The organism is Metabacillus indicus, from assembly GCF_046603695.1.
In the GTDB taxonomy this organism is placed as follows: Bacteria; Bacillota; Bacilli; order Bacillales; family Bacillaceae; genus Bacillus_P; species Bacillus_P indicus.
Window position 1 is genome coordinate 1152759 of record NZ_CP176757.1, and the last position, 25101, is coordinate 1177859.

The 25101-nt window shown below is 39.1% G+C and carries 17 protein-coding genes and 1 tRNA gene; 15 read left to right on the forward strand and 3 right to left on the reverse strand.

What is annotated here, in order from left to right; translation table 11 throughout:
* Positions 1–14: 14 nt before the first annotated feature.
* Entirely contained in the window at positions 15–632 is a 618-nt protein-coding gene (locus tag ACK1LH_RS05810) for a spore coat protein (RefSeq protein WP_411334706.1), read from the forward strand.
* A gap of 192 nt (positions 633–824) precedes the next feature.
* Here ACK1LH_RS05810 and ACK1LH_RS05815 read toward each other — a convergent pair whose 3' ends face one another.
* Positions 825–1964 (reverse strand): zinc-dependent alcohol dehydrogenase, encoded by a 1140-nt coding sequence (locus ACK1LH_RS05815; RefSeq protein WP_411334707.1) that lies wholly within the window; start codon positions 1962–1964, stop codon positions 825–827.
* A gap of 157 nt (positions 1965–2121) precedes the next feature.
* A complete protein-coding gene (katG, locus tag ACK1LH_RS05820) occupies positions 2122–4350 on the reverse strand; it encodes a catalase/peroxidase HPI (RefSeq protein ID WP_411334708.1) in 2229 nt (742 codons plus the stop codon).
* A gap of 277 nt (positions 4351–4627) precedes the next feature.
* On the opposite strand from katG, the gene ACK1LH_RS05825 reads away from it, so the two are divergent.
* From ACK1LH_RS05825 to ACK1LH_RS05845, 5 genes are all read left to right on the forward strand, one after another.
* Positions 4628–5611: a TAXI family TRAP transporter solute-binding subunit gene (locus tag ACK1LH_RS05825; protein ID WP_411334709.1), complete on the forward strand. Its 984-nt coding sequence runs from the start codon at positions 4628–4630 to the stop codon at positions 5609–5611.
* A 61-nt stretch (positions 5612–5672) separates the two neighbouring features.
* Positions 5673–6179: a DUF1850 domain-containing protein gene (locus ACK1LH_RS05830; protein WP_411334710.1), complete on the forward strand. Its 507-nt coding sequence runs from the start codon at positions 5673–5675 to the stop codon at positions 6177–6179.
* The gene (locus ACK1LH_RS05835; protein WP_203289825.1) at positions 6172–8136 is read left to right on the forward strand and encodes a TRAP transporter permease; all 1965 of its coding nucleotides are present in this window, start codon (positions 6172–6174) and stop codon (positions 8134–8136) included. Before ACK1LH_RS05830 ends, ACK1LH_RS05835 begins: the two co-directional genes overlap by 8 nt.
* A gap of 62 nt (positions 8137–8198) precedes the next feature.
* Positions 8199–8360, forward strand: coding sequence for a hypothetical protein (locus ACK1LH_RS05840; RefSeq protein WP_411334711.1), 162 nt, complete (start codon positions 8199–8201; stop codon positions 8358–8360).
* A gap of 333 nt (positions 8361–8693) precedes the next feature.
* Positions 8694–8765: transfer RNA gene (locus ACK1LH_RS05845), tRNA-Val, on the forward strand.
* A gap of 64 nt (positions 8766–8829) precedes the next feature.
* On the opposite strand, the gene ACK1LH_RS05850 is transcribed toward ACK1LH_RS05845, so the two are convergent.
* Complete coding sequence (locus ACK1LH_RS05850) at positions 8830–10290, reverse strand: glycoside hydrolase family 5 protein (RefSeq protein WP_411334712.1); 1461 nt, start codon at positions 10288–10290, stop codon at positions 8830–8832.
* Between the two features lie 483 nt (positions 10291–10773).
* Here ACK1LH_RS05850 and ACK1LH_RS05855 point away from each other — a divergent pair, with 483 nt between their 5' ends.
* The 9 genes from ACK1LH_RS05855 to ACK1LH_RS05895 all read left to right on the forward strand — a co-directional run bounded on the left by ACK1LH_RS05855 (position 10774) and on the right by ACK1LH_RS05895 (position 25029).
* Positions 10774–14766: a glycosyl hydrolase gene (locus ACK1LH_RS05855; RefSeq protein WP_411334713.1), complete on the forward strand. Its 3993-nt coding sequence runs from the start codon at positions 10774–10776 to the stop codon at positions 14764–14766.
* Between the two features lie 274 nt (positions 14767–15040).
* Positions 15041–15988, forward strand: a complete 948-nt coding sequence (gene manA / locus ACK1LH_RS05860; RefSeq protein ID WP_411334714.1) for a mannose-6-phosphate isomerase, class I — start codon at positions 15041–15043, stop codon at positions 15986–15988.
* A 302-nt stretch (positions 15989–16290) separates the two neighbouring features.
* On the forward strand, positions 16291–17466 hold the full coding sequence (locus ACK1LH_RS05865; protein WP_411334715.1) for an AGE family epimerase/isomerase: 1176 nt from the start codon (positions 16291–16293) through the stop codon (positions 17464–17466).
* Entirely contained in the window at positions 17463–18662 is a 1200-nt protein-coding gene (locus ACK1LH_RS05870; protein WP_411334716.1) for a glycosidase, read from the forward strand. The genes ACK1LH_RS05865 and ACK1LH_RS05870 overlap by 4 nt, the downstream gene beginning before the upstream one ends.
* A 109-nt stretch (positions 18663–18771) precedes the next feature.
* A complete protein-coding gene (locus ACK1LH_RS05875; protein ID WP_411334717.1) occupies positions 18772–19779 on the forward strand; it encodes a LacI family DNA-binding transcriptional regulator in 1008 nt (335 codons plus the stop codon).
* A 931-nt stretch (positions 19780–20710) separates the two neighbouring features.
* The gene (locus ACK1LH_RS05880) at positions 20711–22060 is read left to right on the forward strand and encodes an ABC transporter substrate-binding protein (protein WP_411334718.1); all 1350 of its coding nucleotides are present in this window, start codon (positions 20711–20713) and stop codon (positions 22058–22060) included.
* Between the two features lie 230 nt (positions 22061–22290).
* Positions 22291–23169: a carbohydrate ABC transporter permease gene (locus ACK1LH_RS05885; RefSeq protein WP_411334719.1), complete on the forward strand. Its 879-nt coding sequence runs from the start codon at positions 22291–22293 to the stop codon at positions 23167–23169.
* A 2-nt stretch (positions 23170–23171) separates the two neighbouring features.
* A complete protein-coding gene (locus ACK1LH_RS05890) occupies positions 23172–24002 on the forward strand; it encodes a carbohydrate ABC transporter permease (protein ID WP_411334720.1) in 831 nt (276 codons plus the stop codon).
* A gap of 97 nt (positions 24003–24099) precedes the next feature.
* Complete coding sequence (locus ACK1LH_RS05895; protein WP_411334721.1) at positions 24100–25029, forward strand: glycoside hydrolase family 113; 930 nt, start codon at positions 24100–24102, stop codon at positions 25027–25029.
* Positions 25030–25101 lie beyond the last annotated feature (72 nt).

The following is a 25101-nucleotide window of genomic DNA, read 5'->3' on the forward strand; positions in this document are numbered from 1 at the left end:
AAGGAGGACGAAACATGACTCAGCAAATAAATGGAGATCCAAACGAAAATATGCAGACAGGCATGGTTCCGCCGCAGCAAAATCACGGCGGACATGAAATGTTTGATGTATCAGAAATATTGTCGGGAGCGGTGAATGCTTTAAATCTTTATGCCCTTTTAAAACCGCATGTTAAAGACCCGGAATTGCTTGATTTGATGAACAGGCAGGAGCAATTTATGATGACGGAATATAACACGATTGTAGAATGCTTTCAGACGGGAGTTAAGCCTTCTGTTTCGACACAAGTCTATAACATGAAACAGGGCAATGACTTTGTTTACGGCCTGAAACAAACTCCCCCAGTGAAGCCAATCGGGATGCCGGGTGAAATTACGGATCAGGTAATTACAAGTTTATTGCTGAACATGGTGAAATCAAATGCTTCTCTTAAAGGAATGGCGACTACAGAAGTAACCAATCCGACAGTAAGACGTGTACTTGCAGATACCATTCCAAACTGTATTGAGATGGCCTATGAAATTTCGATCTATCAGAACAAGCATCACTATTACCAGGTGCCGCAGCTTCCTGAGAGTGACATGCAGCAAATGGTAAATGCGTATGCTCCTGTTCAGATGAAGCAGCATTAAAAAAGGATGTAGGCAAAGATTGTTTAGAACCATTAAGGGGCAAGAAGAGAATGCTTGAGGGAACTTATCCGCTGGATTAAAACCTTCAAGGGCTAGAAGAGGCTTGGTAGAGGGTAACTATCCGTAAGAACTCAATCGCACAATAAAAGGGTGAATGTGACCGTGCTCACATTCACCCTTTTTGCTGTATGCTTAAGGCTTCAATACAACCTTCACACACTCATCTTCATGATCATTAAAGATTTTATAAGCTTCACTTGCTTTGCTCAAAGGAACTTTGTGCGAAACAATTTCGGTCGGGTCAAGCTTTCCTGAGGCAATCATATCAAAAAGCATTGGCATGTAATGGATAACCGGTGCCTGACCCATTTTTAGATTGATATTGCGTTCAAAGATATTTCCTAGCGGAAACATGTTATATTTTGAACCATAAACACCGGTAAGCTGGATGGTGCCGAACTTTCTGACGGCGTTCATGGCAATTTCAAACGGACTAAGCGTTCCTCCCTGAAGTTTCAGCTTTTGGCCGATTTCTTCGAGGGCTGACTTTTTGCCGTCCATGCCGACACAGTCAATCACCGCATCAGCGCCTCCGCTTGTCAGTTCTTTTATGTGGGAGCCCGTATCTTTAAAATCATCAAAATTAAGAATCTCCACATTGTTCATTCGTTTTGCTTTCTCAAGCCTGTATGGGAGATTATCTACAGCAATAACCCGTTTGGCGCCTTTCATCCAGGCGAACTTCTGTGCCATGAGCCCAACAGGACCGCATCCGAGGACAACAACCGTATCGTCAGCTTTCACACCGGCATTTTCAATGCTCCAGTAGGCTGTAGGAAGGACATCAGACATAAAGAGGAGAGCCTCATCCTCAAGTTCAACCGATTCAGGAATAACAAACGGCATAAAATTTCCGAAAGGAACCCGCAAATACTCAGCCTGACCTCCGGGATGATTGCCATAACGTTCAGTAAAGCCAAAATACCCGCCTGTATCGATTTCCGGATTTCCATTGGAATTGTCACACTGGCTCTCAAGTTCGTGTTTACAGTAGTAGCATTCTCCGCAGGAAATGTTAAAAGGAATAACCACACGGTCACCCTTTTTAACTTTTGTTACTTGGGGTCCGACCTCTTCGACAATTCCCATCGGCTCATGCCCGACGACATAGTCTTTTTCCGCCGGCAGTGCTCCCTGATAGATGTGCAGATCGGATCCGCAAATAGCAGTAGATGTAATGCGGACAATGATATCATCGTTTTTCTGAAGCACCGCATCCGGGACCTCTTTCACTTCCATCTCTTTTGCACCCTGAAACGTTACAGCTTTCATCATTACAGCCTCCTAAATTGTGATAGTGTTGTTATACCCGTCTTTCCTCTAAATAATGGACTTATTGGAAAAATGAGACTATTGTAGGGGGGCACTATTTTTCCCGAAAATAGAAATAGCCCGGCGGATACGGGATCCACCGGGCTTAAACACGCAATTATTGTTTTACATCAAATCGGTCAGCATCCATTACCTTCACCCACGCAGCAACAAAGTCATTGACAAATTTCTCTTTGTTGTCGTCCTGTGCATACACTTCCGCAAGTGCACGGAGGATGGAGTTGGAGCCGAAGACAAGGTCAAAGCGGGAGGCGGTGCGCACCACTTCGCCTGTTTTGCGGTCACGGCCTTCATACTGGTTAAAGCCGGCCGGTTTCCATTCAATGCCCATGTCTAAAAGATTGACGAAGAAGTCATTTGTTAATTGACCGACGCGATCTGTGAACACGCCATGCTTTGTGCCGCCATGGTTTGTCCCAAGAACACGCATGCCTCCAAGAAGAACGGTCATCTCCGGTGCTGTCAGACCAAGAAGCTGTGCTTTATCAACAAGCATTTCTTCAGGGCTGATGGAGTATTCCGCTTTCTGATAGTTGCGGAATCCGTCCGATACCGGCTCGAGCACTTCAAAACCTTCAACGTCTGTTTGTTCTGCAGTGGCATCTCCGCGGCCAGGTGTAAACGGAACGACAACATCAAAGCCTGCATCCTTCGCTGCCTTTTCAATGGCGGCACTTCCACCGAGAACAATCAGGTCGGCAAGGCTGACTTTTTTGTCAAGCTGGCTCTGGAGGCTTTCATAGGCATCAAGAGCTCTTGCCAGTTCGGCAGGCTCATTTGCTTCCCAGTCTTTTTGAGGAGCGAGGCGCACGCGGGCACCATTTGCTCCGCCGCGCATATCGGAACCGCGGTATGTGCTGGCAGAAGCCCAAGCCGTTTTAATAAGCTCACTCACGGAAAGACCTGAGTCTAAGATTTTTTCTTTTAAGTCTAGAATTTCAGCGTCAGACAATGTGTAATCAGCTGCCGGAACCGGATCCTGCCAAATAAGATCTTCCTGCGGCACTTCAGGACCCCAGTAGCGAACTTTTGGTCCCATGTCACGGTGAAGCAGCTTGAACCATGCGCGTGAAAATGCATCTTCAAACTCTGCCGGATTTTCATAAAAACGGCGTGAAATTTTCTCGTAGTCCGGATCAGTACGGAGTGCCATATCTGCTGTTGTCATCATCGTTTTCACTTTGATGGATGCATCTTCCGCATCAGGTGCCATGTGATCTTCTGGAAGATCCACTGCCTCCCACTGATAGGCACCGGCCGGGCTCTTAGTCAGCTTCCACTCATAGCCTAACAGCTGCTCGAAATAACCGTTGTCCCATTTCGTCGGATTAGCTGTCCAAGCGCCTTCAACTCCGCTTGAAATTGTATCGCGGCCTTTTCCTTTGCCGTGTTCACTCAGCCAGCCGAAGCCTTGCGTTTCAAGTGTTGCTGCTTCAGGATCATCTCCGACAAGAGACGGATCACCTGCGCCGTGAGCTTTACCGAATGTATGACCGCCGGCAATCAGGGCGACGGTTTCTTCGTCATTCATACCCATGCGGTAGAATGTATCGCGGATGTCACGGGCACTTCCCTGTGGATCCGGCTTGCCGTTCGGGCCTTCAGGGTTTACATAGATAAGTCCCATCTGAACGGCTGCAAGAGGATTTTCCAGCTCCCGGTCTCCTGAATAGCGGTTATCTGCGAGCCATTCCTTTTCATTTCCCCAGTATACGTCTTCTTCAGGATGCCAGATGTCCTCACGGCCGGCACCAAATCCGAAGGTTTTCAGTCCCATAGACTCAAGTGCCACGTTTCCAGTCAGAACAAGCAAATCTGCCCAGGAAATTTTGTTCCCGTACTTCTGTTTGATCGGCCACAGAAGGCGGCGGGCTTTGTCCAGGTTTACGTTATCAGGCCAGCTGTTCAGCGGAGCGAAACGCTGGGAACCGAAAGCACTGCCTCCGCGGCCGTCAGCTGTCCGGTATGTACCGGCTGCGTGCCAGGACATGCGGATGAAGAACGGACCGTAATGACCGTAATCAGCCGGCCACCAGTCCTGGCTGTCTGTCATCAGATTATGAAGATCTTGCTTTAAAGCATCATAGTCGAGTTTTGAGAACTCTTCTTTATAATTAAAGTCCTCTCCGAACGGATTAGATTTTTTATCATGCTGGCGAAGGATGCCAAGGTTCAGCATATTCGGCCACCAGTCTTTGTTCGTTGTACCGTGCGGACTTCTTGAAGTCGTGATCGCACTGTCTGCGTGACCTCCCTGAGCTCCAGTGAAAGGGCACTGGCCTGCAGCTGTGTGGCTTTTTTGATCTTGGCTGTTGTTTGATTCCATTTTCATTTCCCTCCCGATAAAGTCATTTAAGAGTACTTGCTGTTAATGATTGTGACTATTCAGATGAATATAATCATTATCAGTTTATAATTATACTAAATAAAAAAATAATAAGAAAGCAATATGACTCTCAGAAGTGAACTATTTTTAATTCATGCAAAATGTATAATCATGTTGTTTTAATTTTAAGAATTAATTGACAATTATCTTTCCTGCTATGTTAATATAAAAATGGTAATATTACAAATTTATGACAAATAGAGGGGGAGAGAAAGACATGAAAAAATATTTGCTCGTTGTAATGATGCTTGCCGTTGCCATGATTGCAGCTGCCTGTGGAGGCAGTGAGGGTACAAGCGGCTCGGGTGGAGGTTCAGGAGAATCAAAACCTAAGACGCTCCGTATTCTGACAGGAGGAACAGGCGGTACATATTATCCTCTCGGCGGATCTTTCGGTGATATTATCTCTGACAGCACAGACTATAAAGCTACGGTTCAATCTTCCGGGGCTTCTGTTGAAAACATGCAGACATTAAAAAGCGGCGACGCTGAAATGGCATTCTCTCAAACGGACATTGCCACTTATGCCCTTACAGGCGAAAGCATGTTCAAAGACAACAAAATTGACAACGTTCTTGGCATTGGAACACTTTACAATGAGACAGTTCAGCTGATCACAACAGATAAAAGCGGTATCAAATCTGTTGAAGATTTAAAAGGCAAAAAAGTTTCAGTAGGAGCAATCGGATCTGGAGCTTATCTTAACGCCGTTCAAATTCTTGAAGTACACGGCTTGACGGTAGAGGATATTCAGGCGCAGAACCTCTCATTTGATGAGTCTACTGAAGGCATTCAGGGCGGAAGCATCGATGCGGCGTTCGTTACGGCAGGAACACCGACTGCTGCAGTTGAAACCCTTTCAGCTCAAAACAAAGTAGTGGTTGTACCGCTTGAAGAAGATAAAGTGAAAGCGCTGATCGAAAAATATCCTTTCTACTCTGAGGATGTTGTTCCAAGCGGCACATATAAAATTGGTGAAGACGTGAACACAGTAGCTGTCAAGGCGATGCTTGTTGTACAGGATGAGCTTGATGAGGAGCTCGTTTACGAAATCACGAAATCCATTTTTGAAAACACAGACAAAATTGCCCATGCAAAAGGAAAGCTGATTAAAGCAGAAACAGCGCTTGACGGTATTGGCGATTTAAAACTGCATCCTGGTGCAGAGAAATACTTTAAAGAAAAAGGCGTATCGAAATAATAGGATGTGAGATAGGCCGCAGATTTCTGCGGTCTATCACTTCATTATGGAGGAATAAGGGATGAAAAGAGTGCTTATATCCATCCTTGTCTCAATCATTGTGCTCATTTTCATCAGCTTGTTTCCTTTTTTTAAGGCCGTTGTCTTTCAATATGAAGATACTGGCCGTCTGCTCGCATATCTTATGATGGAAGATGATGATCACTTTCAGATGAAATACACCCATTCTATTCATCTGACCGATGTTATTGAGACTTACAAAGTATCTGAAGGGGAAATCAGACAAACTGAACTTTCCTATGAAACGTTTGCTGTCGGCATGCCTTCAGGACCAGAAGGCAATGAAACATTCGAGAGAAAAGACGGAAAATACATTCTGTCAAATATGGACAGAAGGTTTCCGTTCATCGATCTTGCCACAGGACAAGTTGTCGCAAACCACAGAGTCATCCTGAATGGGAAGGAATATGAACTGAACGATTACATAAGACCGGGAACATGGGTCAGAATCAGCTGCAGCAAAATGAGTCTTTTTCAGCTTTTGAAAGGAGTGAAAATCAATGAGTGAGGAAAACAAAACGTTATCAGCAGAAGAACAGCAGGCGATTCTGGAAAAGTATGACCCGGAATCTGCGACCAGAAAGCTCACAGGCATCGTAGCCTGGATTGTCTTTTTTGGGCTGCTTGCTTTTTCACTCTTCCAGCTATACACAGCCATTGTTTCTGTCTTTACCGCGCAAATTCAGCGCTCTGTTCATTTAGGCTTTGCTTTATCACTAATTTTTCTCTTATTCCCGATGACGAAATCTAAAAAAAGAACGGGAAGGTGGCAGGTCAGTCCCCTTGATATTGTTCTTTCGCTCCTGAGCATTGCGGTCGGTGCGTATTGGCCATTATTTATGGGGGATATCGCCATGAGGGTCGGCATCCTGACATCTACCGATTTTGCCATCGGCCTGATCGCCATTCTGCTCGTCCTTGAAGCGACAAGACGTGCTGTTGGACTGCCGATTACGATCATTGCCGTCATTTTTATGCTTTACGGATTGTTCGGACAGTATATGCCGGGTTTCTTGCAGCATGGGGGACTGAGCCTTGAGCGCCTTGTGCAGACCATGTTTTTTACAACCGAAGGGATTCTTGGAACGCCACTTGGTGTGTCTGCCACCTTTATCTTCTTATTTCTTCTGTTTGGTTCATTTTTAATCCAGACAGGTGTCGGCCAGTATTTTAACGATTTATCTGCAGCAATTGCAGGCAAGCGCGTCGGCGGACCGGCAAAAGTGGCGATTTTCTCAAGCGCCCTGCAGGGGACGATCAGCGGAAGCTCTGTTGCAAACGTTGTGACATCGGGTTCCTTTACAATCCCAATGATGAAAAAGCTTGGCTATAAAAAAGAGTTTGCCGGAGCAGTTGAAGCAGCCGCATCTACTGGCGGACAGCTGATGCCGCCAATTATGGGAGCAGCTGCGTTCCTGATGGTCGAATTTATCGGCAACGGTATTACTTACTGGGACATTGCAAAAGCGGCAGCCATACCAGCAGTTCTTTACTTCACCGGCGTCTGGATCATGACGCACTTTGAAGCGAAAAGACTCGGTCTTAGAGGATTAAAAGACGAGGAAATGCCAAACCGGAAGGAAGTCGCAAAGAAAATCTACCTGCTGCTTCCGATTGTGGCCATCATTGTTTTCTTAATGATTGGAGTACCCGTTATGCATGCGGCGCTTTATTCCATTCTCATAGCTATCGCAGCAGGGATGTTTAACAAAGATACCCGAATGGGACCAAAAGCGATTGTGCTGGCACTTGTAGATGGAGCAAGATCTGCGCTTTCTGTTGCCGCTGCAACTGCTGCAGCAGGAATTATCGTCGGGATCGTCACGAAAACGGGACTTGGACTAACACTTGCCAACGGCCTCATTGATTTGGCAGGCGGCGCTATTATTCCAACCCTTTTCCTGACGATGATTGCAGCCCTTATACTTGGGATGGGTTCACCAACAACAGCAAACTATGTCATCACATCAACGATTGCGGCCCCGGCTATTATCTTCCTGGGCTATCCGGACCTGTCAGCTCATCTATTTGTATTCTACTTCGGAATCATTGCTGATATTACGCCGCCGGTTGCACTTGCTGCAATCGCTGCAGCAGGAGTATCAGGGGGAGAACCGATTCGTACCGGAGTACAATCTGCAAAACTGGCCATCGCAGCATTCATCATTCCGTACATTTTCGTTCTCCAGCCGCAGATGCTGCTAATTGATACAACGCTACCTGAAATTGCGTGGGTAGTCTTCACGGCTGTATCAGGAATGATCGCGATCGGAGCCGGGATGATCGGTTTCTGGATGAGAAAACTGCACTGGATTGAAAGACTGCTTGCAATTGCAGCAGGTCTGCTTCTGATTTATCCGGAAGGTGTGTCTGATACAATCGGATTAATTATTTTTGGCGGATTGTTTGCTGTGCAGATGTTTTATAAGAAAGACAAGGATCAGAGTATAGCAGGGCAAGCGTAAATGAATTAGATATTAGATTGGTTCTAAAAAAAGGACATAGAGCAATAATAGGTGGTGCTATCTTGAACTGGTTTCTTCCAATCGGCTTATCTATCGGAACTTTCATAGGGCTGTATTTATCAACTCAATCGTTTCTACCCTCCCTAACCGGAGCACTGGCAGCATGGGCAGCCGGCTTCATCCTTTCTCTGATTTTAAGAAAACAGAAGGGTGCAGGGAAGTAATAGGGAAAATTTCTCACACCGACTGTAGCGCCACCGACCATTAAAACATACAGATGTGAAGTTGGTCATGTAAATTATTGTCTGGGAAATAAGTCGAAAGATGGAAGTGGGAAACGCACATTCATTATACTCAAGTAGACTTTACGGAAGCACTATTACAGACAATATCTTCAATTGAAAAAGAACTACTGGACTTTTCAGAAGACTTTCTGGATGGTTATGATTCTGAGTTTCTGCCATCAATCAAATAAACGAGGAGCGTGCGCAAAAAAACATTGACTTTGCGCACGTATCCTCATATAATAAAAATTGTCAGCAGCACTTACATATTGCGACTTGTTAGCTCAGTGGGAGAGCACTTCCTTGACAGGGAAGGGGTCGGGGGTTCAAGTCCCTCACAGGTCATACAAAAAAACGTAATTCTTTAAGAGAATTACGTTTTTTTGTGTCTACTAAAAATTTAAACGTTTCATTGCACTGTTACTTTATCAAGGAATAATGCAGTTTGACCACTACTGTTTGAGGCACCTGTGAACTGAACACCGATTTCTTGAACATTGCTTAAATTAGGGATAGTAGATAGATTTAGAGATAAAGTTGTACTGTTTGAATTAATTTGTATAGAATCACCATCATACCATGTCCAATTTGAACCAGTTTTGATATACAGTTTTGCCATGATTCCATTACCAATTGATCCCCAGTCTGCATGCTTAACAGTTGCTATCAGAGTTGATTTCCCGTTTAAGTTGTGGCTGTTCGATACAAACAAAGAGTGTTGTGAGCTATTTCCTAATTGTACATCTGCTTTAAGAGACTTACTTCCACTAATGGCCCAGTCTGTTACTGACCATGGACCACCTGATACATTTGTACCTGACCAATTTTCAATGTTGTCTTCAAAATCATATAGTGTTGTAGCAGTACCACCTGAACTTCCGCCAAATACAGGGCTAGGTACAGAAGTTGCTTTTATACCATTGGAGCCGTTTACAATTGTATCACCCCAAGATGTCAAACTGTTTCCAGTCCAGTCACTACTCAAATCAAGATAGTTCCACTCAGAACTATTTCCTTTCCAAGACCACGCTAACCAACCAACACCTTTTTGTTGTGAGTAGCTCATAATAGTTGCTTCATCAACATCACCATTAGTATGTTTATGACCAAATTCACCGATGATTAAGGCAAGGCCTTGGTTTATAACACCATCAATATTAGATTTAACTGTTGCAGCATCACCGCCAGCATACTCGTACATGTGTATAGAAAACATTGTATTTTTTAGTGGATCTGAATTAAAAACAGATTTACCGTAATCATGAATCGAAGCAGGATACTGTCCCCATCCAGCTGAATCGACAATTAGTGTATGTGTTAAACCTGCATTTCGTAATTTAGGAATTCCCTGCTTGTATCCATCGGCCCACATTAATCCATTCCATGTCCCGAACCACTCATTAGCAATGTTAATGATGACCTTATCTTCTTTGCCTATTAGGGCATCTTTTATACTAATCCAATAATCTATTGCACTATTTAATGAGGCAGCATCATCTTTACCTGTAGCATCATGAACTTCTAAAATAGCGATAAGATTATTTTGTTCTGCCAAAGAAATGAGGTTTCTTACCGTGGTTATATCGTCTTTTGCGTACTGGCTGCCATCTGAAAGAACGATTCTAACTGTATTAGCTCCTGTTTCTGCTATTGCTGGAATAGCAGTTGGAGAATCACTTTTAAACCATGAATGTGCATGATTTATCCCGCGTATTACAAATGGTGTGCCAGTCGCATCATACAATGTGTTTCCGTTTACATAAAATCCGTTGGCAGCTTTTACAGGAGCCGGCGTGAAAAATAATGATGATGTAAAAATGATTAAAATAGTAGTTGAAAATATTGTTATGCATTTTAGGATATTTGACATTAAATCACCTCATAATAGTAGTTTAGTGTTACCGTATTAAATGAATTTATAAACCTCCTTTCAAATGCTTAAGAGAATACTCCAAATCTTAAATACCTCACTAGAATAATAAAAAACCTTAACGTTAACTTCATTTATTTAGTATTGTAAGTGAAAAGGATGGGCTTGACAACAGTAATGATAGAAAATTCAGAAAATAGTTAAATAGAAGGATAAAGACTTATTTCCCTTTATTATCAATGTTATCAGTACAAATTGTATAAAGTTTTTTGGGTATTTAGCCTGAATATGTCATTTTTTTATGGAAAAATACGAGTTTTTAAGTTCTTGATTAAGTTAAAAAATATTAAATGTACTTTAACTGTTAAGTTAACCCTAGTATAATACTCTATAATGATAGCGCTATCATTAGTGTGAGGGTTTTTAAGTTCGATGATTGCTGGCTTTGTGTATGTCAATAGTAAATCTATGAGGGAGGAAAAAATGGGAAAATCAAAAAAGATAACATCAGTTTTGTTGGCAATGGCATTAGTTTTTTCAAGTTTTTCATCTGTCTTTGCTGCATCTAGTTCGGGCAAAAGAGTACTTGATTTAGTCGATTCAAATGCATCTGCCAAAACGAGGTCTTTGTTCGCATATTTGCAAGATATTGGCGGAGAAAAGGTATTATTTGGGCATCAGCATGCAACAGATGAGGGGGTAACCATTACCGGTAGCGGCACTCGTGTTGGGTCTACTCAATCAGAGGTGAAAAATTCAGTTGGAGATTATCCTGCGATCTTTGGTTGGGATACGTTAAGTTTAGATGGTGATGAAAAGCCGGGTTCATCTGAAAATACTGATGAACAAAATAGACAGAATCTAATTGCTTCAATGAAGGCTGCACATGATTTAGGCGGGATTGTTGCATTGAGCATGCACCCGCCAAATTTCTCTACAGGTGGTCGTTATAATGATACAAGTAGTAAAGATGCGGTTGCAGACATCCTTCCTGGAGGCCCTGCGAATGTCAAGTTCAATGCGTGGCTGGATAATTTAGCATTGTTTGCTCAAGGTTTAAAGGATGATAAGGGAGGATTAATTCCAGTTATCTTCCGACCTTTTCATGAGCAGAATGGAGGCTGGTTCTGGTGGGGAGCGCAAACTACTACTGCTGGCGAATACAAAGAGCTTTATCGATATACAGTAGAATACTTAAGAGATAAAAAAGGTGTTAGGAACTTCTTATATGCCTTCTCGCCGAACGGACCGTTTGATGGAAATGCAGAGAAGTACTTAACTACATATCCTGGAGATGATTATGTAGATATTATTGGATTAGACCAATATGACAATCAAAGTAATCCTGGATCTGAGAGTTTTATAAGGAAGCTTGTTGATGATTTAGCGATGGTTTCACTGTTAGCTGAGGAAAAAGGAAAAATTTCAGCATTTACTGAATTCGGTTACAGTCCTCAGGGGATGAAAACAACTGGAAATGGTGACCTTGAATGGTTTACAAAAATTTTAAATGCCATTAAGTCGGATCCAGCTGCAAAGAAAGTTTCATATATGCAGACTTGGGCTAACTTTGCTCTAGGCGGCAACCTGTTCGTGCCATATAAAGGATATAAAAATGCTCCAGAAGGTGGAGAAGATCACGAGTTATTACCAGACTTTACGAAATTTTATGAAGATCCATATTCTGCTTTTTTGAATGAAGTTGGTAATCCTTATGGGAAAAGGAAATTCAAAACGGCTAAAGAGAATCCATTTATGCATATTGTAACACCTACATTAAATAGTGAAGTGCAAACTTCACCCGCTAAAATTCGGGTGAGAGTTTTAAACGATACACCAGAACAGGTAGTTTATACAGTTGAAGGTTCAAAAGACGAAATTCCAATGACATTAGATGAGGATGGAATGTATTATACGGCAGATTGGGCACCGCCAGCTTCGCTAAATGGAGGAGCAGCCACTATTACAGTAAAGGCATTATTGTCTGATCGATGTACTGTAATTGAAGAAAAAAGTACTGTTATTGTAAAGGTTTCAGAAATAGAAATAAAGAAATATACATTTGATGAAAATATAGATGGAGTAAAAAGCAATGGTGCATATCCAGAAACTATAATTGCTAATATTGAGCATGCACAATTAGCTGGAGATGGAAAACTGAAGATACAGACAAGTGGATTACAGCAAAGTCAAACGTGGCAAGAGTTAAAATTAGAATTAACAGAATTATCTAATATTGATTTATCGTCAGTTAAACGTGTGAAATTTGATGCACTTGTTCCTGTTGCGGCTTCAACATCAAGTGCTAGTTTGCTTGGAATTGCTATGCTGCCGCCAGATTGGACTACAAAATATGGTGAGGCAACAACTGTTAAACAATTCTCTGATCTTGAAAAAGTGACTATTAATGGAGTTGAATATGCACAATTTTTTGCATCAATTGATCTTGATGATTCAGTAAAATCAGAAGAAGCAACCAGTCTCGCTTTATCTCTTATTGGAAGAGAACTTAATTTGGAAGACGGAGAAATTTACGTAGACAATATTCAACTGCTTAATGTCTTTGCGGAAGCTCCAAATGATCCATCATTAATCGATGATTTTGAGTCTTATCTTGGAAGTGATGCGGCATTAGCAACAGAGTTTTCTGCAGCGAACGGGAACGTAACGATCGGTCTTAATGAAGAAAATAAAAATGAAGGCACATATGGATTGAAGTATGATTACACGTTAACTCCTGGTAGTTACACTGGTATTACAAAGACATTAGGTAATCTTGACTGGTCAGAATATAACCATCTGCAATTTTGGCTGACTCCTGATGGACGAGCACAAAAGCTTGTTATTCAGATTCAGATTGATGGTATTTCCTTTGAAGCGTATCCTTCATTAGCGTCTACAGAAGCAGGAATGGTTAAAGTGCCATTCAGTGAATTCACACCTGCTCCCTGGGATACAGCTAATGCCGGTAAAATTATTACAATAGAGAACTTATTAAGTGTTTCCAAGTTTTCAATTTATATTAATGCACAGGAAGACCTATCAAGTGAGTTGAATAGTTCACTATTTTTCGATGATATTAGAGTTGCAAATGACGGGAATGGTGGTGTTCCAAATGGAGGATCAGGTCCCGGGAGCATGCCAGAACAACCAGGGACTTTATATAACTTCGAGGAAGACAACCAAGGTTGGGTAATTGAACAAAATAATGCGAATGCAACAAAAGCAACAGTAACAGAAGATGCGGCTGTAAAAGGCGTTAAATCGTTGTCTTCTGAATTTGATTTAGAAGGTACAGGGGGATTTGAGTTTTCAAAGGTGCAAGAAATTGACTTGTCCTCAGTAGACAAAATTAGTGCACAAGTGAAATTATCAGCTGGGACTGCAAATGCACGTCTTTATATCAAAACAGGGTCAGAATGGACTTGGACTGATAGCGGAGCTGTGGAAATTGACAATACAGAATTTAAAACGCTTCAAATAGATTTGGCAACTCTGGAAAACCGTAACAGTGTAAAGGCGATGGGTATAAAAATTGAGCCGACTTCTGGTTCAGGTAAAGCAAAGGCTTACGTAGATAATATTGAGTTAATCAGTAATGGAGCTATTGAGCCAGAGCCTGAAACAAATATGACTCTTTACAACTTTGAAGATGGTGTACAAGGGTGGAAATATGGTTATAACGAGAACATGACTCCACAACCTGCTGTGGAAACAACAGATTTAGAGGCTGCTGAAGGTACAAAATCTTTAACTACTACAGTTGATTTAACTGGTGGAAAGCTCGGCTTAAGAGATGAAGTAACAAGAGATTTATCAGGCGAGGAATACGTGAGTGTAAAAGTAAAACTATCAACTGGAACAGCAGATGCTAAATTATTTGTTCAACCTTCATGGGGATGGTCTGATAGTGGTGTAGTATCTATTGACAGTACGGGATTCAGTACAATTACACTTCCATTAGAAGGAATTGAGAATTTACAAGATGTTAAAGCAGTTGGAGTTGAAATTATCCCTACAAGTGGTGAAGGAATTGCTTCGGTATATATTGATGATGTAACGTTGACAAACGGGGAGATTGTAGCAGAAAACGCATCTATTGCTGGGATTACAGTAGAGGCTGCCCAAGTTTTAACTTTGTCAGAAGTAATAGTTACTAATAAGAAGAAGTTGGATCAAAGTTGTGGCAATAATCCTGGACCAGAAAATCCAGGAACCCAGCCCCCTGGTGAGGATACTGGTGGAGAGAAACCGGGAGTTCAAAATCCTAATAATGGGGGAGAAAGCGGCCAGGATTCCGGGGAACAGAAGCCTTCTGTTATCGTTTCAAAAGAAGTTACATTGGAAAAAAACGGAATTAAGTTACCGGAAACCGCAACAAATCAATTTAACTGGCTGCTTCTAGGTATTCTTACTATTGCTGGAGGTTTAATAGTATCTATTAATAGAAGACAGAGCAAGGTTAATCAAATCTAATATTTTTAAAATGAAGGACTCATTGAATTTGATCTTTTATCAGCAGGAGGTAGTCTGCTGATAAAAGGTCAATTTTTATTGAGTCCTTTTATTGTGGAACCAGTAATTGTGGTTGTTCTAAAAAAATGATTATGAGTGTCCAATAAGAAAGTATAAGAAAAGGTTAGACAGTTATTATTAGTAAGATGTATAGTTAATTTGTTACTTAATTAAATTTATAAATTAGGTAACTATTAGCTTATTTTATTATTTTACTCATAAGGTTGTGGATAATGTGAAGACTCCAATATTTTTAAAACCAGTTTTCAAAGAGAGAATCTGGGGGGGGACTAAACTTCGTTCGGAATTTGGGTATGATATCGAATCAGAATTAACAGGTGAGTGCTGGGCGGTGTCAGGACATCCAAATGGGCAAAGCGTGGTTAATGGTGGTGTATATAAGAATAGAACTTTAGGAGATCTTTGGGAAAGTGAACGAGAGTTATTTGGGAATTTAGAAGGAGATGTTTTTCCTCTTTTAACAAAGCTTTTAGATGCAAATAATGACCTTTCAATACAGGTTCATCCTAATGATGAATATGCGAAGAAACATGAAGATGGAGAATTAGGGAAAACAGAGTGCTGGTATGTAATAGATTGTGAGGAAAATGCTGAAATTATCTTTGGTCATACTGCGCAATCGAAAGAAGAATTAAGAAAAATAATTGATGCAGGAGGATGGGAGCATTTACTGAAAAGGATAAAAGTAAAACCGGGAGATTTTTTTTATGTACCAAGTGGTACGATCCATGCTTTATGTACAGGAGTTTTGATTCTTGAAACCCAACAAAGTTCTGATACTACTTATCGAGTATATGACTATGACCGTGCTGATCAGAATGGAATGAAACGAGATCTTCATATCAGTAAATCATTAGATGTTATAACCGTACCGCATGAAAACCAAAATGTAAGCCCAGTATTCCAAAACATTAAAGGTGGCAGAATTATATCATTTGTAAAAGAAAGGTACTTTTCAGTATATAAATGGGAGATTAGTACGTCTGCTGCATTCACACATGATCAATCTTTTTACATTTGCAGCGTTATAGATGGCTCGGGTGAGATTGCCACTGATGAAGGTATTTATAGTCTTAAAAAAGGGGATCATTTTATTCTGCCGTATGGTACAGGTGATTTTGTTCTTAGAGGACATTTACAGCTAATCTTATCGCATCCATAGGTGTCTGATATTCTTAAAACTCTTTTTACCAAAATGGTTATATGCATAAAGCATTCAGTGAAAATGTTCATTGAATGTTTTTTTTTTTTTTTTCAAAAAATCATGAAATACAATGACTGTAAATAACTTGCCTATCGTTCCAAGCGCCGGGGATTGAATCTAATGGCGTGCGGTTTGCGTTTTTCTTATGTTAAAGAATAAATCTTCTAACTAATCTACTTTTAAACAATTGACAATAATAAAGTAAAAGAGTACCATTTAAATTAAGTTATCGGTAAACTTAAGATGAGGAGGTTTAATAATTGTCTATATTAAAACAAGAAATTGAACAGCATCTACATACACATATTTTACCTTTTTGGATGAAACTAAGAGATGAGAAATATGGTGGTTTCTTCGGAAAGGTGAACTTTGATTTAACGATAGATAAAGAAGCTGATAAGGGCGGGATTGCTGCTTCGAGGTTTTTGTGGTCATTTTCTGCGGCATATCGAATTACTAAGCAGCCAGAGTATTTAGAGTGTGCTCATCATGCCTATAAGTTTTTGGTTGAAAAAGTCTATGATCATGAATATCAAGGTCTATATTGGCAAGTTGATTATAAAGGTCAACCCGTAGAACCTCAAAAACATGTATATACACAATCATTCGGGATCTACGCATTAAGTGAATACTTCCGTGCAACACAAAATCCTGAGGCATTAGAATATGCAAATAAAATATTCGCTCAAATAGAAAATTACGGGTACGATGAAGCAAACAATGCCTATAAAGAAGAGTTTGATCGTCAATGGATAGAGGTTCCCAATGTTAAGCTAAGTGAAAATGGAGTTATTGCGGATATTACTACTAATACACACCTTCATGTACTTGAGGCATATACAAATTTATATAAAGCATCTAAATCAGAAGAAGTTTGTAGAAGGTTAACAAATTTAGTCGGGATATTTTACGAAAAAATTTATAACAGTGAAACACACTATTTAGATTGTTTTTTCGATAAAAAATGGAAATCGTTATTGTACTTAAAATCATTTGGCCATGATATTGAGGCAAGTTGGTTAATAGATGATGCATTGAAAACATTAAACATATCTGATCGACGTTACGATAAAATGGTCATTGATATTGCCTATAACATTGCTGATGCTGCAATCCTTGAAGATGGATCTCTAGCAAATGAACAACACAATTCAGACATAGATTATACGCGTGTATGGTGGGTTCAGGCAGAAGCTATGGTCGGTTTTCAAAATGCTTACGAACGTACAAAAGATGAGAGATTTTTAAAGTTGGTAGATGGTCTATGGACGTATATTAAAGACCACATCGTTGATCAACGTGAAGGCGGAGAGTGGTTTTGGTCAGTTGAGGCAGATGGACGTCCAACTGAAAGAGCGGTTGGTGAACCATGGAAAACACCGTATCATAACTCTAGATTTTGTTTAGAGATGATGGAAAGGTTGGCGGAAAAATGATACATGAAAAGTACTTTGATTTATTACATATACAAAATGAATTGTTAGAAAAGAAAAATGCAAAAAATACAGATTTTTATAATGGAATTTATGACCGATATCAAAATCCTGTGGTGACTCGTCACCATGTTCCGTTACATTGGCGATTTGATCTAAATAAAGAAACAAATCCATACTTTATGGAAAGGCTGGGCGTAAATGCAGCATTTAATCCAGGGGCTATCTATCTAAATAATAAATATTATTTAATTGTGCGCATGGAGGGGGCAGATCGAAAGTCAATTTTTGCTATTGCAGAAAGTGAAAGCGGAATTGATAATTTTCGGTTTATCGAAACTCCACTTACTTGGGAAGATATCGACGAAAAAGAAACAAATATCTACGAAAAAGAAACAAATATCTACGACATGCGACTTGTCCAACATGAAGATGGTTGGATATATGGAATTTATTGTTCAGAAAGCAAGGACCCTGAAGCTTCTGAATTTGATACATCCAGTGCTATTGCTCAAGCAGGCTTAGTACGTACAAAGGATTTAAAGAAATGGCATAGACTACCAAATGTACAAACTCCTTCTCCGCAACAGCGAAATGTAGTGTTGCATCCAGAATTTGTTGATGGTAAATATGCGTTCTATACCCGTCCTCAAGATGGATTTATTTCAACAGGATCTGGTGGAGGAATTGCATTTGCACTTTGCGATGATGTATTAAATCCTATTGTAAATCACGAAACTGTAATGCATGAAAAGAGATATCATACTGTATATGAAGTCAAAAACGGTCAGGGTCCTGCGCCAATAAAGACAGACAAAGGCTGGATTCACATTGCACATGGAGTTAGAAATACTGCCGCTGGTCTGCGTTATGTTCTGTATACTATTGCAACAAGTTTACAGGACCCTTCAAAGGTCATTGCAACACCAGGAGGACATTTTCTTGCACCTTATGATGAAGAACGTATAGGCGATGTATCAAATGTGATTTTCTGTAATGGTGCGGTGGTAAATGAAAAGAATGAAGTCTTTATTTATTATGCATCAAGCGATACTAGAATTCATGTTGCAACGACGACAATAGACAAATTAGTCGATTATACATTTAATACTCCTGAAGATCCTTTCCGATCTTTAGATTGTTCTGCGCAACGTACAGATTTAATTAAAAAAAATATGAAATTAATTGAAGCTAACTAATAACGGACTAAAAAATGCAATTAACTAAGGCATTAAGTACAAAGTTTTTCTGTAATCGTGTAGTATGTAAATAGTTATCAAAAGTTAATTGGATGGAAGGGAGACAAAAGTGAAAAACAACGTAACGATGAGAGATATAGCTGACAAATTAGGAGTTAGCAGTGTGACTGTGTCCAAAGCACTTAATGATAAAGAAGGTGTCGGTGAAGAACTTAAGTTAAGAATAAAAGCTCTTGCTGAAGAAATGGGATACCGATATAATGCTATGGCAAAATCTATGAAGGAAGGATTATCTTATAATATAGGAGTAATCATTCCTGAGCGATTTGCAGGTACTGAACAGTCTTCGTTTTATTTAAATGTGTATAAAAGTATAACGCGGATATTAGAGAACCAAGGTTATTATGGAATTCTTCATATATTGAGCCTTAGTGATGAAAAACAATTAAACCTCCCTAGGATCTATAATGAGAACAAGGTCGATGGATTTATCATTTTAGGTCAGGTGAGGAAAAGTTATATTGAGAAAATACAGCAAATGGAGCTGCCGAAAGTTTTTCTGGATTTTTATGATGAGCATGCAGAGATTGATTCCGTTATAACAGATAACTTTTATGCAGCTTATGAGCTTACAAATTACTTATTCCGCAATGGTCATAAGGAAATTGCGTATGTTGGTAATCTATATTCGACCAGCAGTATTCAAGACCGGTTTTTAGGATATTATAAGTCTTTACTAGAGCATAATTGTATTTTGAAACAAGAATATGTTATTAATGACCGGGATGAAAATGGTTCTTATATTGATATTGAGTTACCGGAAACTCTCCCTACTGCTTTCGTATGTAATTGTGACCAAGTAGCTCACAATCTAGTCCAGAAACTGAAAGAAGTCGGATACAAAGTACCGCAAGATTGTTCGGTAGTCGGGTTTGATAATGATATTTACGCAACAATCACAGATCCGTCTTTAACAACTGTCGAAGTGGACATCGAACAAATGGCTATTAATGCGGTTAATTTTGTGCTTGAGAAAATAAAAGATCAATCTAAAACATTCGGCCGTGTATTAGTCAAAGGGAAAATTATATATAGAAATTCGGTCAGTGAAATTTAAAACAAGGTGGAATGATGCCTTGTTTTTCTTTTAGAAAATATTGAAATCCAACTATGATCTTAGAATATTTTTTTAAAAGGATAGAGATAAGTATATGAACAGCAAATTCATGACGTTTTTTCAGACCCTCTATAAGTATTTTCAAACAAGTTTCTATTTTTGGGTAAGTTTATTCAAAGGCCTTGTTATTTATAGCCTTATTCCTTCACTATGTGCTTTATTTCTTGTGTTAAAGGACATTAATACGGGTAACGATGATATACAAAATATGACCGTGAGAGAGCTCTACCAAAAGTACCGCATGCTGTATAAAAAATTTAAACTTCCTTCATTTATTTATATGATTATTTTCATCCTTTTATATTCGGGATTGTTTTTTATAAATACAGTTGAAAATGAAGCTTTTCTTGTACCAATTATGCTAATTGTATATTTGTTTTTATTGACATTATTAGTCTTGGTATACAGTACTGTGCTTATTGCGTTTAAAGGGATGAATGCTAAAAATGGAAATATTTTAGGGTTTCTCTCTATTTTTAAACATCCATTGAACACGGTATCAATTATCGTCATTTTTGTTTTAATGTACATGAGTATTAATTATAATTTTGCGTTTTTTATCGCGTTTGGACCGTTTTTATTCGGATTGGGTGTACTATTTACATTCCATAAAATAATTGAAAACTGATACTTAATCACTAGCTTTTTTTTGCTGGTGGTTTTTTTGAGGATTTTAATTGAAAATTATAAAAGTTATTAGGATGAATATTTACTTTAGAAAAAACTTAATATTAACCACTTTAAGTTAGCTAATAAAACAGACTAAGAAAGTAATTTTTACTTAAAAGTGTTTGACAAGAAAGCGTTATCAATATAAAATAAATTTGAAAGTTATACGGTAACTTAATAAATAACAAGGGGGAAGAGAAAGATGAAAAAAAGTAAGTTATTTAGTTTACTAATGGTGATGGTCCTTGCTGTTTTCACAGCACTTACAGGGTGTTCATCGTCAGGTGCAGGATCAGAAAATGCCGAAGGCGGTAAAGAAAAGAGTGAAAACTGGAGAGAAAAAGATCCAAAAGAGATTAAAGGAGAAATTACTTTCATTTCCCAAAGAACTGATATTGTTAATACTGTATTTCCTGAGTACGCAAAAGAGTTTCAAAAGAAATATCCAAATGTAGAAGTGAACTTTGAAGCTTTAACAGATTATGGCGGTCAAATTACGCCACGTATGAACACAGAAGAATATGGTGATGTTCTTTTACTCCCTACTCAAGTGCCGATTGAGGATATACCAAACTTCTTTGAGCCGCTTGGTTCTCTTAAAGAAATGGGAGAAAAATATATGGGTGTAGAAGAAAGAGCAGTTGATGGTACAGTTTATGGTATTCCGGTTGCTATCACTTATAATGGTGTTGTTTATAATAAGAAAGTATTTGAAGAAGCTGGTATAAATGAACTTCCACGAACAATGGATGAGTTCATTTCAGCTTTAGAAAAAATTAAAGAGAACACCGATGCTGTTCCTCTATACACGAACTATGCAGCTGGATGGCCTTTGACACAATGGCAGGGTAACGTAACGACTGTAGCAGGTGATCCTGCCTACTCTAGCCAAACAATGGTGAATGGAAAAGATCAATTAACAGAAGGTAAGCCACAGTTTGAACTATGGAATCTTATGTATGATGTTGCAAAAAAAGGCTTAATTGAAGCTGATCCGTTAACGACTGACTGGGAATCTTCAAAAGCAATGATCGGTAAAGGTGAAATTGCAACAATGGTGTTAGGATCTTGGGCAATTGACCAAATTAAGGGTGTAGCAGAAAACCCAGACGACATTGGTTACATGCCATTCCCAACAAATGCAGATAAAGTAATTTTCCCATTAGGTGCAGACTATCAAATTGGTGTAAATAAACATAGTGAAAGTAAAGAAGCGGCTTTAGCATGGGTGGACTGGTTCATCCATGAATCAGGATATTCAGTAGAGCAGGCTGGTGGAATTAGTGCAGCCAAAGATGTTCCGCTACCAGAGGATTTAAAGAAATATGAGGAACAAGGTGTTACTTTCGAACTATTAACTCCTGCTAAAGAAGGCCAAGAGGGGCTGCTTGATAAAATTGATAAAGAAGCAGAAGTTGGTTTATGGCTAGAAGACAAGCCTAAACGCATTGTAGAAGCTGCAATTGGTAACCGTGATGAGTCATTTAAAGATATCATGGCTGAGCTTAATGCTGATTGGAACGAAGCTTACGATAAAATTGTTGGTAAGTAATTAAAGGCTTTAATACAAGAAAAGTGCGGATCAATGCACTTTTCTTGTCTTTCATACTAATACATAAGGTAATTAAAGGATCTGTCCTTTTAAAAGACAATCTCCCACAGATACTAAAATATAAGACAAAGAGTCTATTTCAAAAAATAGTAAAAGAAGAATTAGCAGGCTACGCCATCAAGTTCTGGTGATAAGTCGAGTTTCCAAATTCCTACCGGGAGGTGCAGCACATGTTTAAATTTTCAAATCTATCATACAATGCCCAAAGAAGGGTGATCATTATCCTTTTCTCACTGGTACCGGTAGCATTGCTTATCACTTTTGCCTATTTACCGGTAGCAAATATGTTCTACTACAGTTTTACTGATTGGAATGGGTTTAGTGACAAGGAGTTAGTTGGTTTTGAAAACTATGTGGCGATTTTTACAGATCCGGAGTATTTTGTTGTCTTTAAAGTAAGTTTATATTATTTTGCTGCTACGTTTGTTCAAATGGGAATAGCGCTATATTTTGCTACTATTCTTAGTTTTAACGTTAGAATGAAGAATTTCTTTAAAGGAGTACTATTTTTTCCATATCTACTAAATGGGGTTGCAATTGGATTTATGTTTTTGTTCTTCTTCCGACCAGAAGGAACATTAGATACAGTGTTAAATGTGATTGGACTAACTGGTCTTATTACTCAATGGTTAGGTAATCCGGATGTGATTAATATCTCTCTCGCAGGTACATCAGTCTGGAGATACATGGGCTTCAATTTTATTATTTTCTTAGGGGCCATCTCTTCTATTTCAAAAGAAGTTTATGAAGCTGCTGAAATTGATGGTGCTAATAAATGGCATCAGTTTAGATATATTATTTTGCCAAGTATTCGCAGAATCATTGAATTGAATTTGATTCTAGCGATAAGCGGTGCTTTATCAGCCTTTGAGATTCCATATATCATGACAGGGGGTTCAAATGGCAGTAAAACATTCGTTATTCAAACAGTCGATATAGCATTTAAGTACGGTAAGGTAGGATTAGGTTCTGCAATGGCTGTTGTATTGCTAATGATTGTAATCTTGGTAACTGTTCTCCAGAGAGTAATATTTAAGGAGCGTGGCTAGATATGTATCAACTTAAAAACGCATTAAGTAATGTATTCAAATACGCTTCCCTAATCATTGGAGCATTTGTTGCGTTAATTCCGATTGTTGTAGTATTTTTTGCATCATTCAAAACTGGGGAGGAATATACAGCAACCGGACCTCTTACTCCACCTGAAAATTGGTTGAACTTTGAAAATTATACAAGAGCATTTGTTGAGGGAAACATGATGACCGGATTTATGAATACTGCGTTTATCTTGATTTTATCTATCATTGGGGCAACGTTAACTGGTTCAATGATCGCATTTGTTTTACATCGGTTTAATTTTAGAGGAAGCAAACTATTGATGGGTGCTTTTCTTTTAGCGACATTAATCCCAGCAGTTACAACTCAAGTTTCAACTTTTCAGATAATAAATGAATTAGGCCTTTTTAACACAAGATGGGCGGCAATTATACTCTATATGAGTACTGATATTATTGCTGTATATATATTCCTGCAATTTATGGATTCGATTTCAGTTTCGTTAGATGAATCAGCAATGTTAGATGGTGCATCATATATAACTATTTTTCGCAAGATCATTTTACCTTTATTAAAACCGGCAATTGTAACAGTTATTATTGTTAAAGGAGTCAACGTTTATAACGATTTCTATACAGCTTTCCTTTATATGCCGAAAACGGAGCTGCATGTTATATCAACAGCATTATTTAAATTTAAAGGGCCTTACGGATCACAATGGGAAGTCATTTGTGCTGGGATCATAATAGCAATTATCCCAACCCTTATTGCTTTTATTACACTACAAAGGCATATCTATAATGGTATGGCTGGATCGGTAAAATAAGTAGATTGTTAGAGATTAAACTCGATTTGTTTAAAAGCAATTCCTCCTAATCTACTGTGATACGGCGGGAACTACTAATTTTAAGGAGGAGAATAATTTGGAATTTATTAAAGGATTTACCTATGGCTGGATGAGTAGAATAGGTGACTTTGCTAAAGAAGAAGCGAAGGAATCAATGAGGCTGTTAAAAGAAAGAACGAATTCAGAGTATGCGATTATTTCGCTTGCCGCCCTTCAAGATGGAGCCCATTCAACTGAGATTGATTATTCAGGGGATCACATGGTCACAGATGAAGAACTAATTGAAATGATTGGTTTTGCCCAATCACTTGGATTGAAGGTCATGTTAAAACCTACTGTTAATTGTAAAGATGGCACATGGAGAGCCCATATTAACTTCTTTGATCTAGATGTTCCTTGTGAACCTAAATGGAGTGAATGGTTTAAGAGCTACACAGAATATCAAATGCATTACGCTAAGATTGCTCAAAAAACAAATTGTGACATGATGATTGTTGGGTGTGAAATGGTGCAAACTGAAAGAAGAGAAAACGAATGGCGAAACTTAATAAAAGAAGTTCGTACTGCTTATGAAGGTCCAATTACATATAATACGGATAAGTATCAAGAGGCTAATGTGAAGTGGTGGGATGCAGTGGATGTTATCTCATCTAGCGGTTATTACCCAATTAACGATTGGGATAATCAATTAGATAGGATTGAGGGGATTATTAAGCCTTATAATAAACCATTCTTTTTTGCGGAAGCCGGGTGCCCAAGCCGATCAAATTCTCCATATGTGCCGAATGACTGGAACTTAGAGGGAGAAATTGATTTGGAAGCCCAAAAAAAATACTTTCAAGTTATGTTTGAAAAAACAAACAAACGAGACTGGGTATTAGGTTTTGGTCTTTGGGATTGGAAAGCACTTCTACATGATGAAAAAGAGGCTTTCAAAGATGATGATTATGCTGTTTTTGGAAAGCCAGCTGAAAAGGTGATTAAAAACTATTATTCTCAAAAATAATAGGCATAGGAGTTAAAAGGTAGTAGTCTTCACTATAAAAAGAGAACTACCTTTTTTGTTTGAAAACTTTTG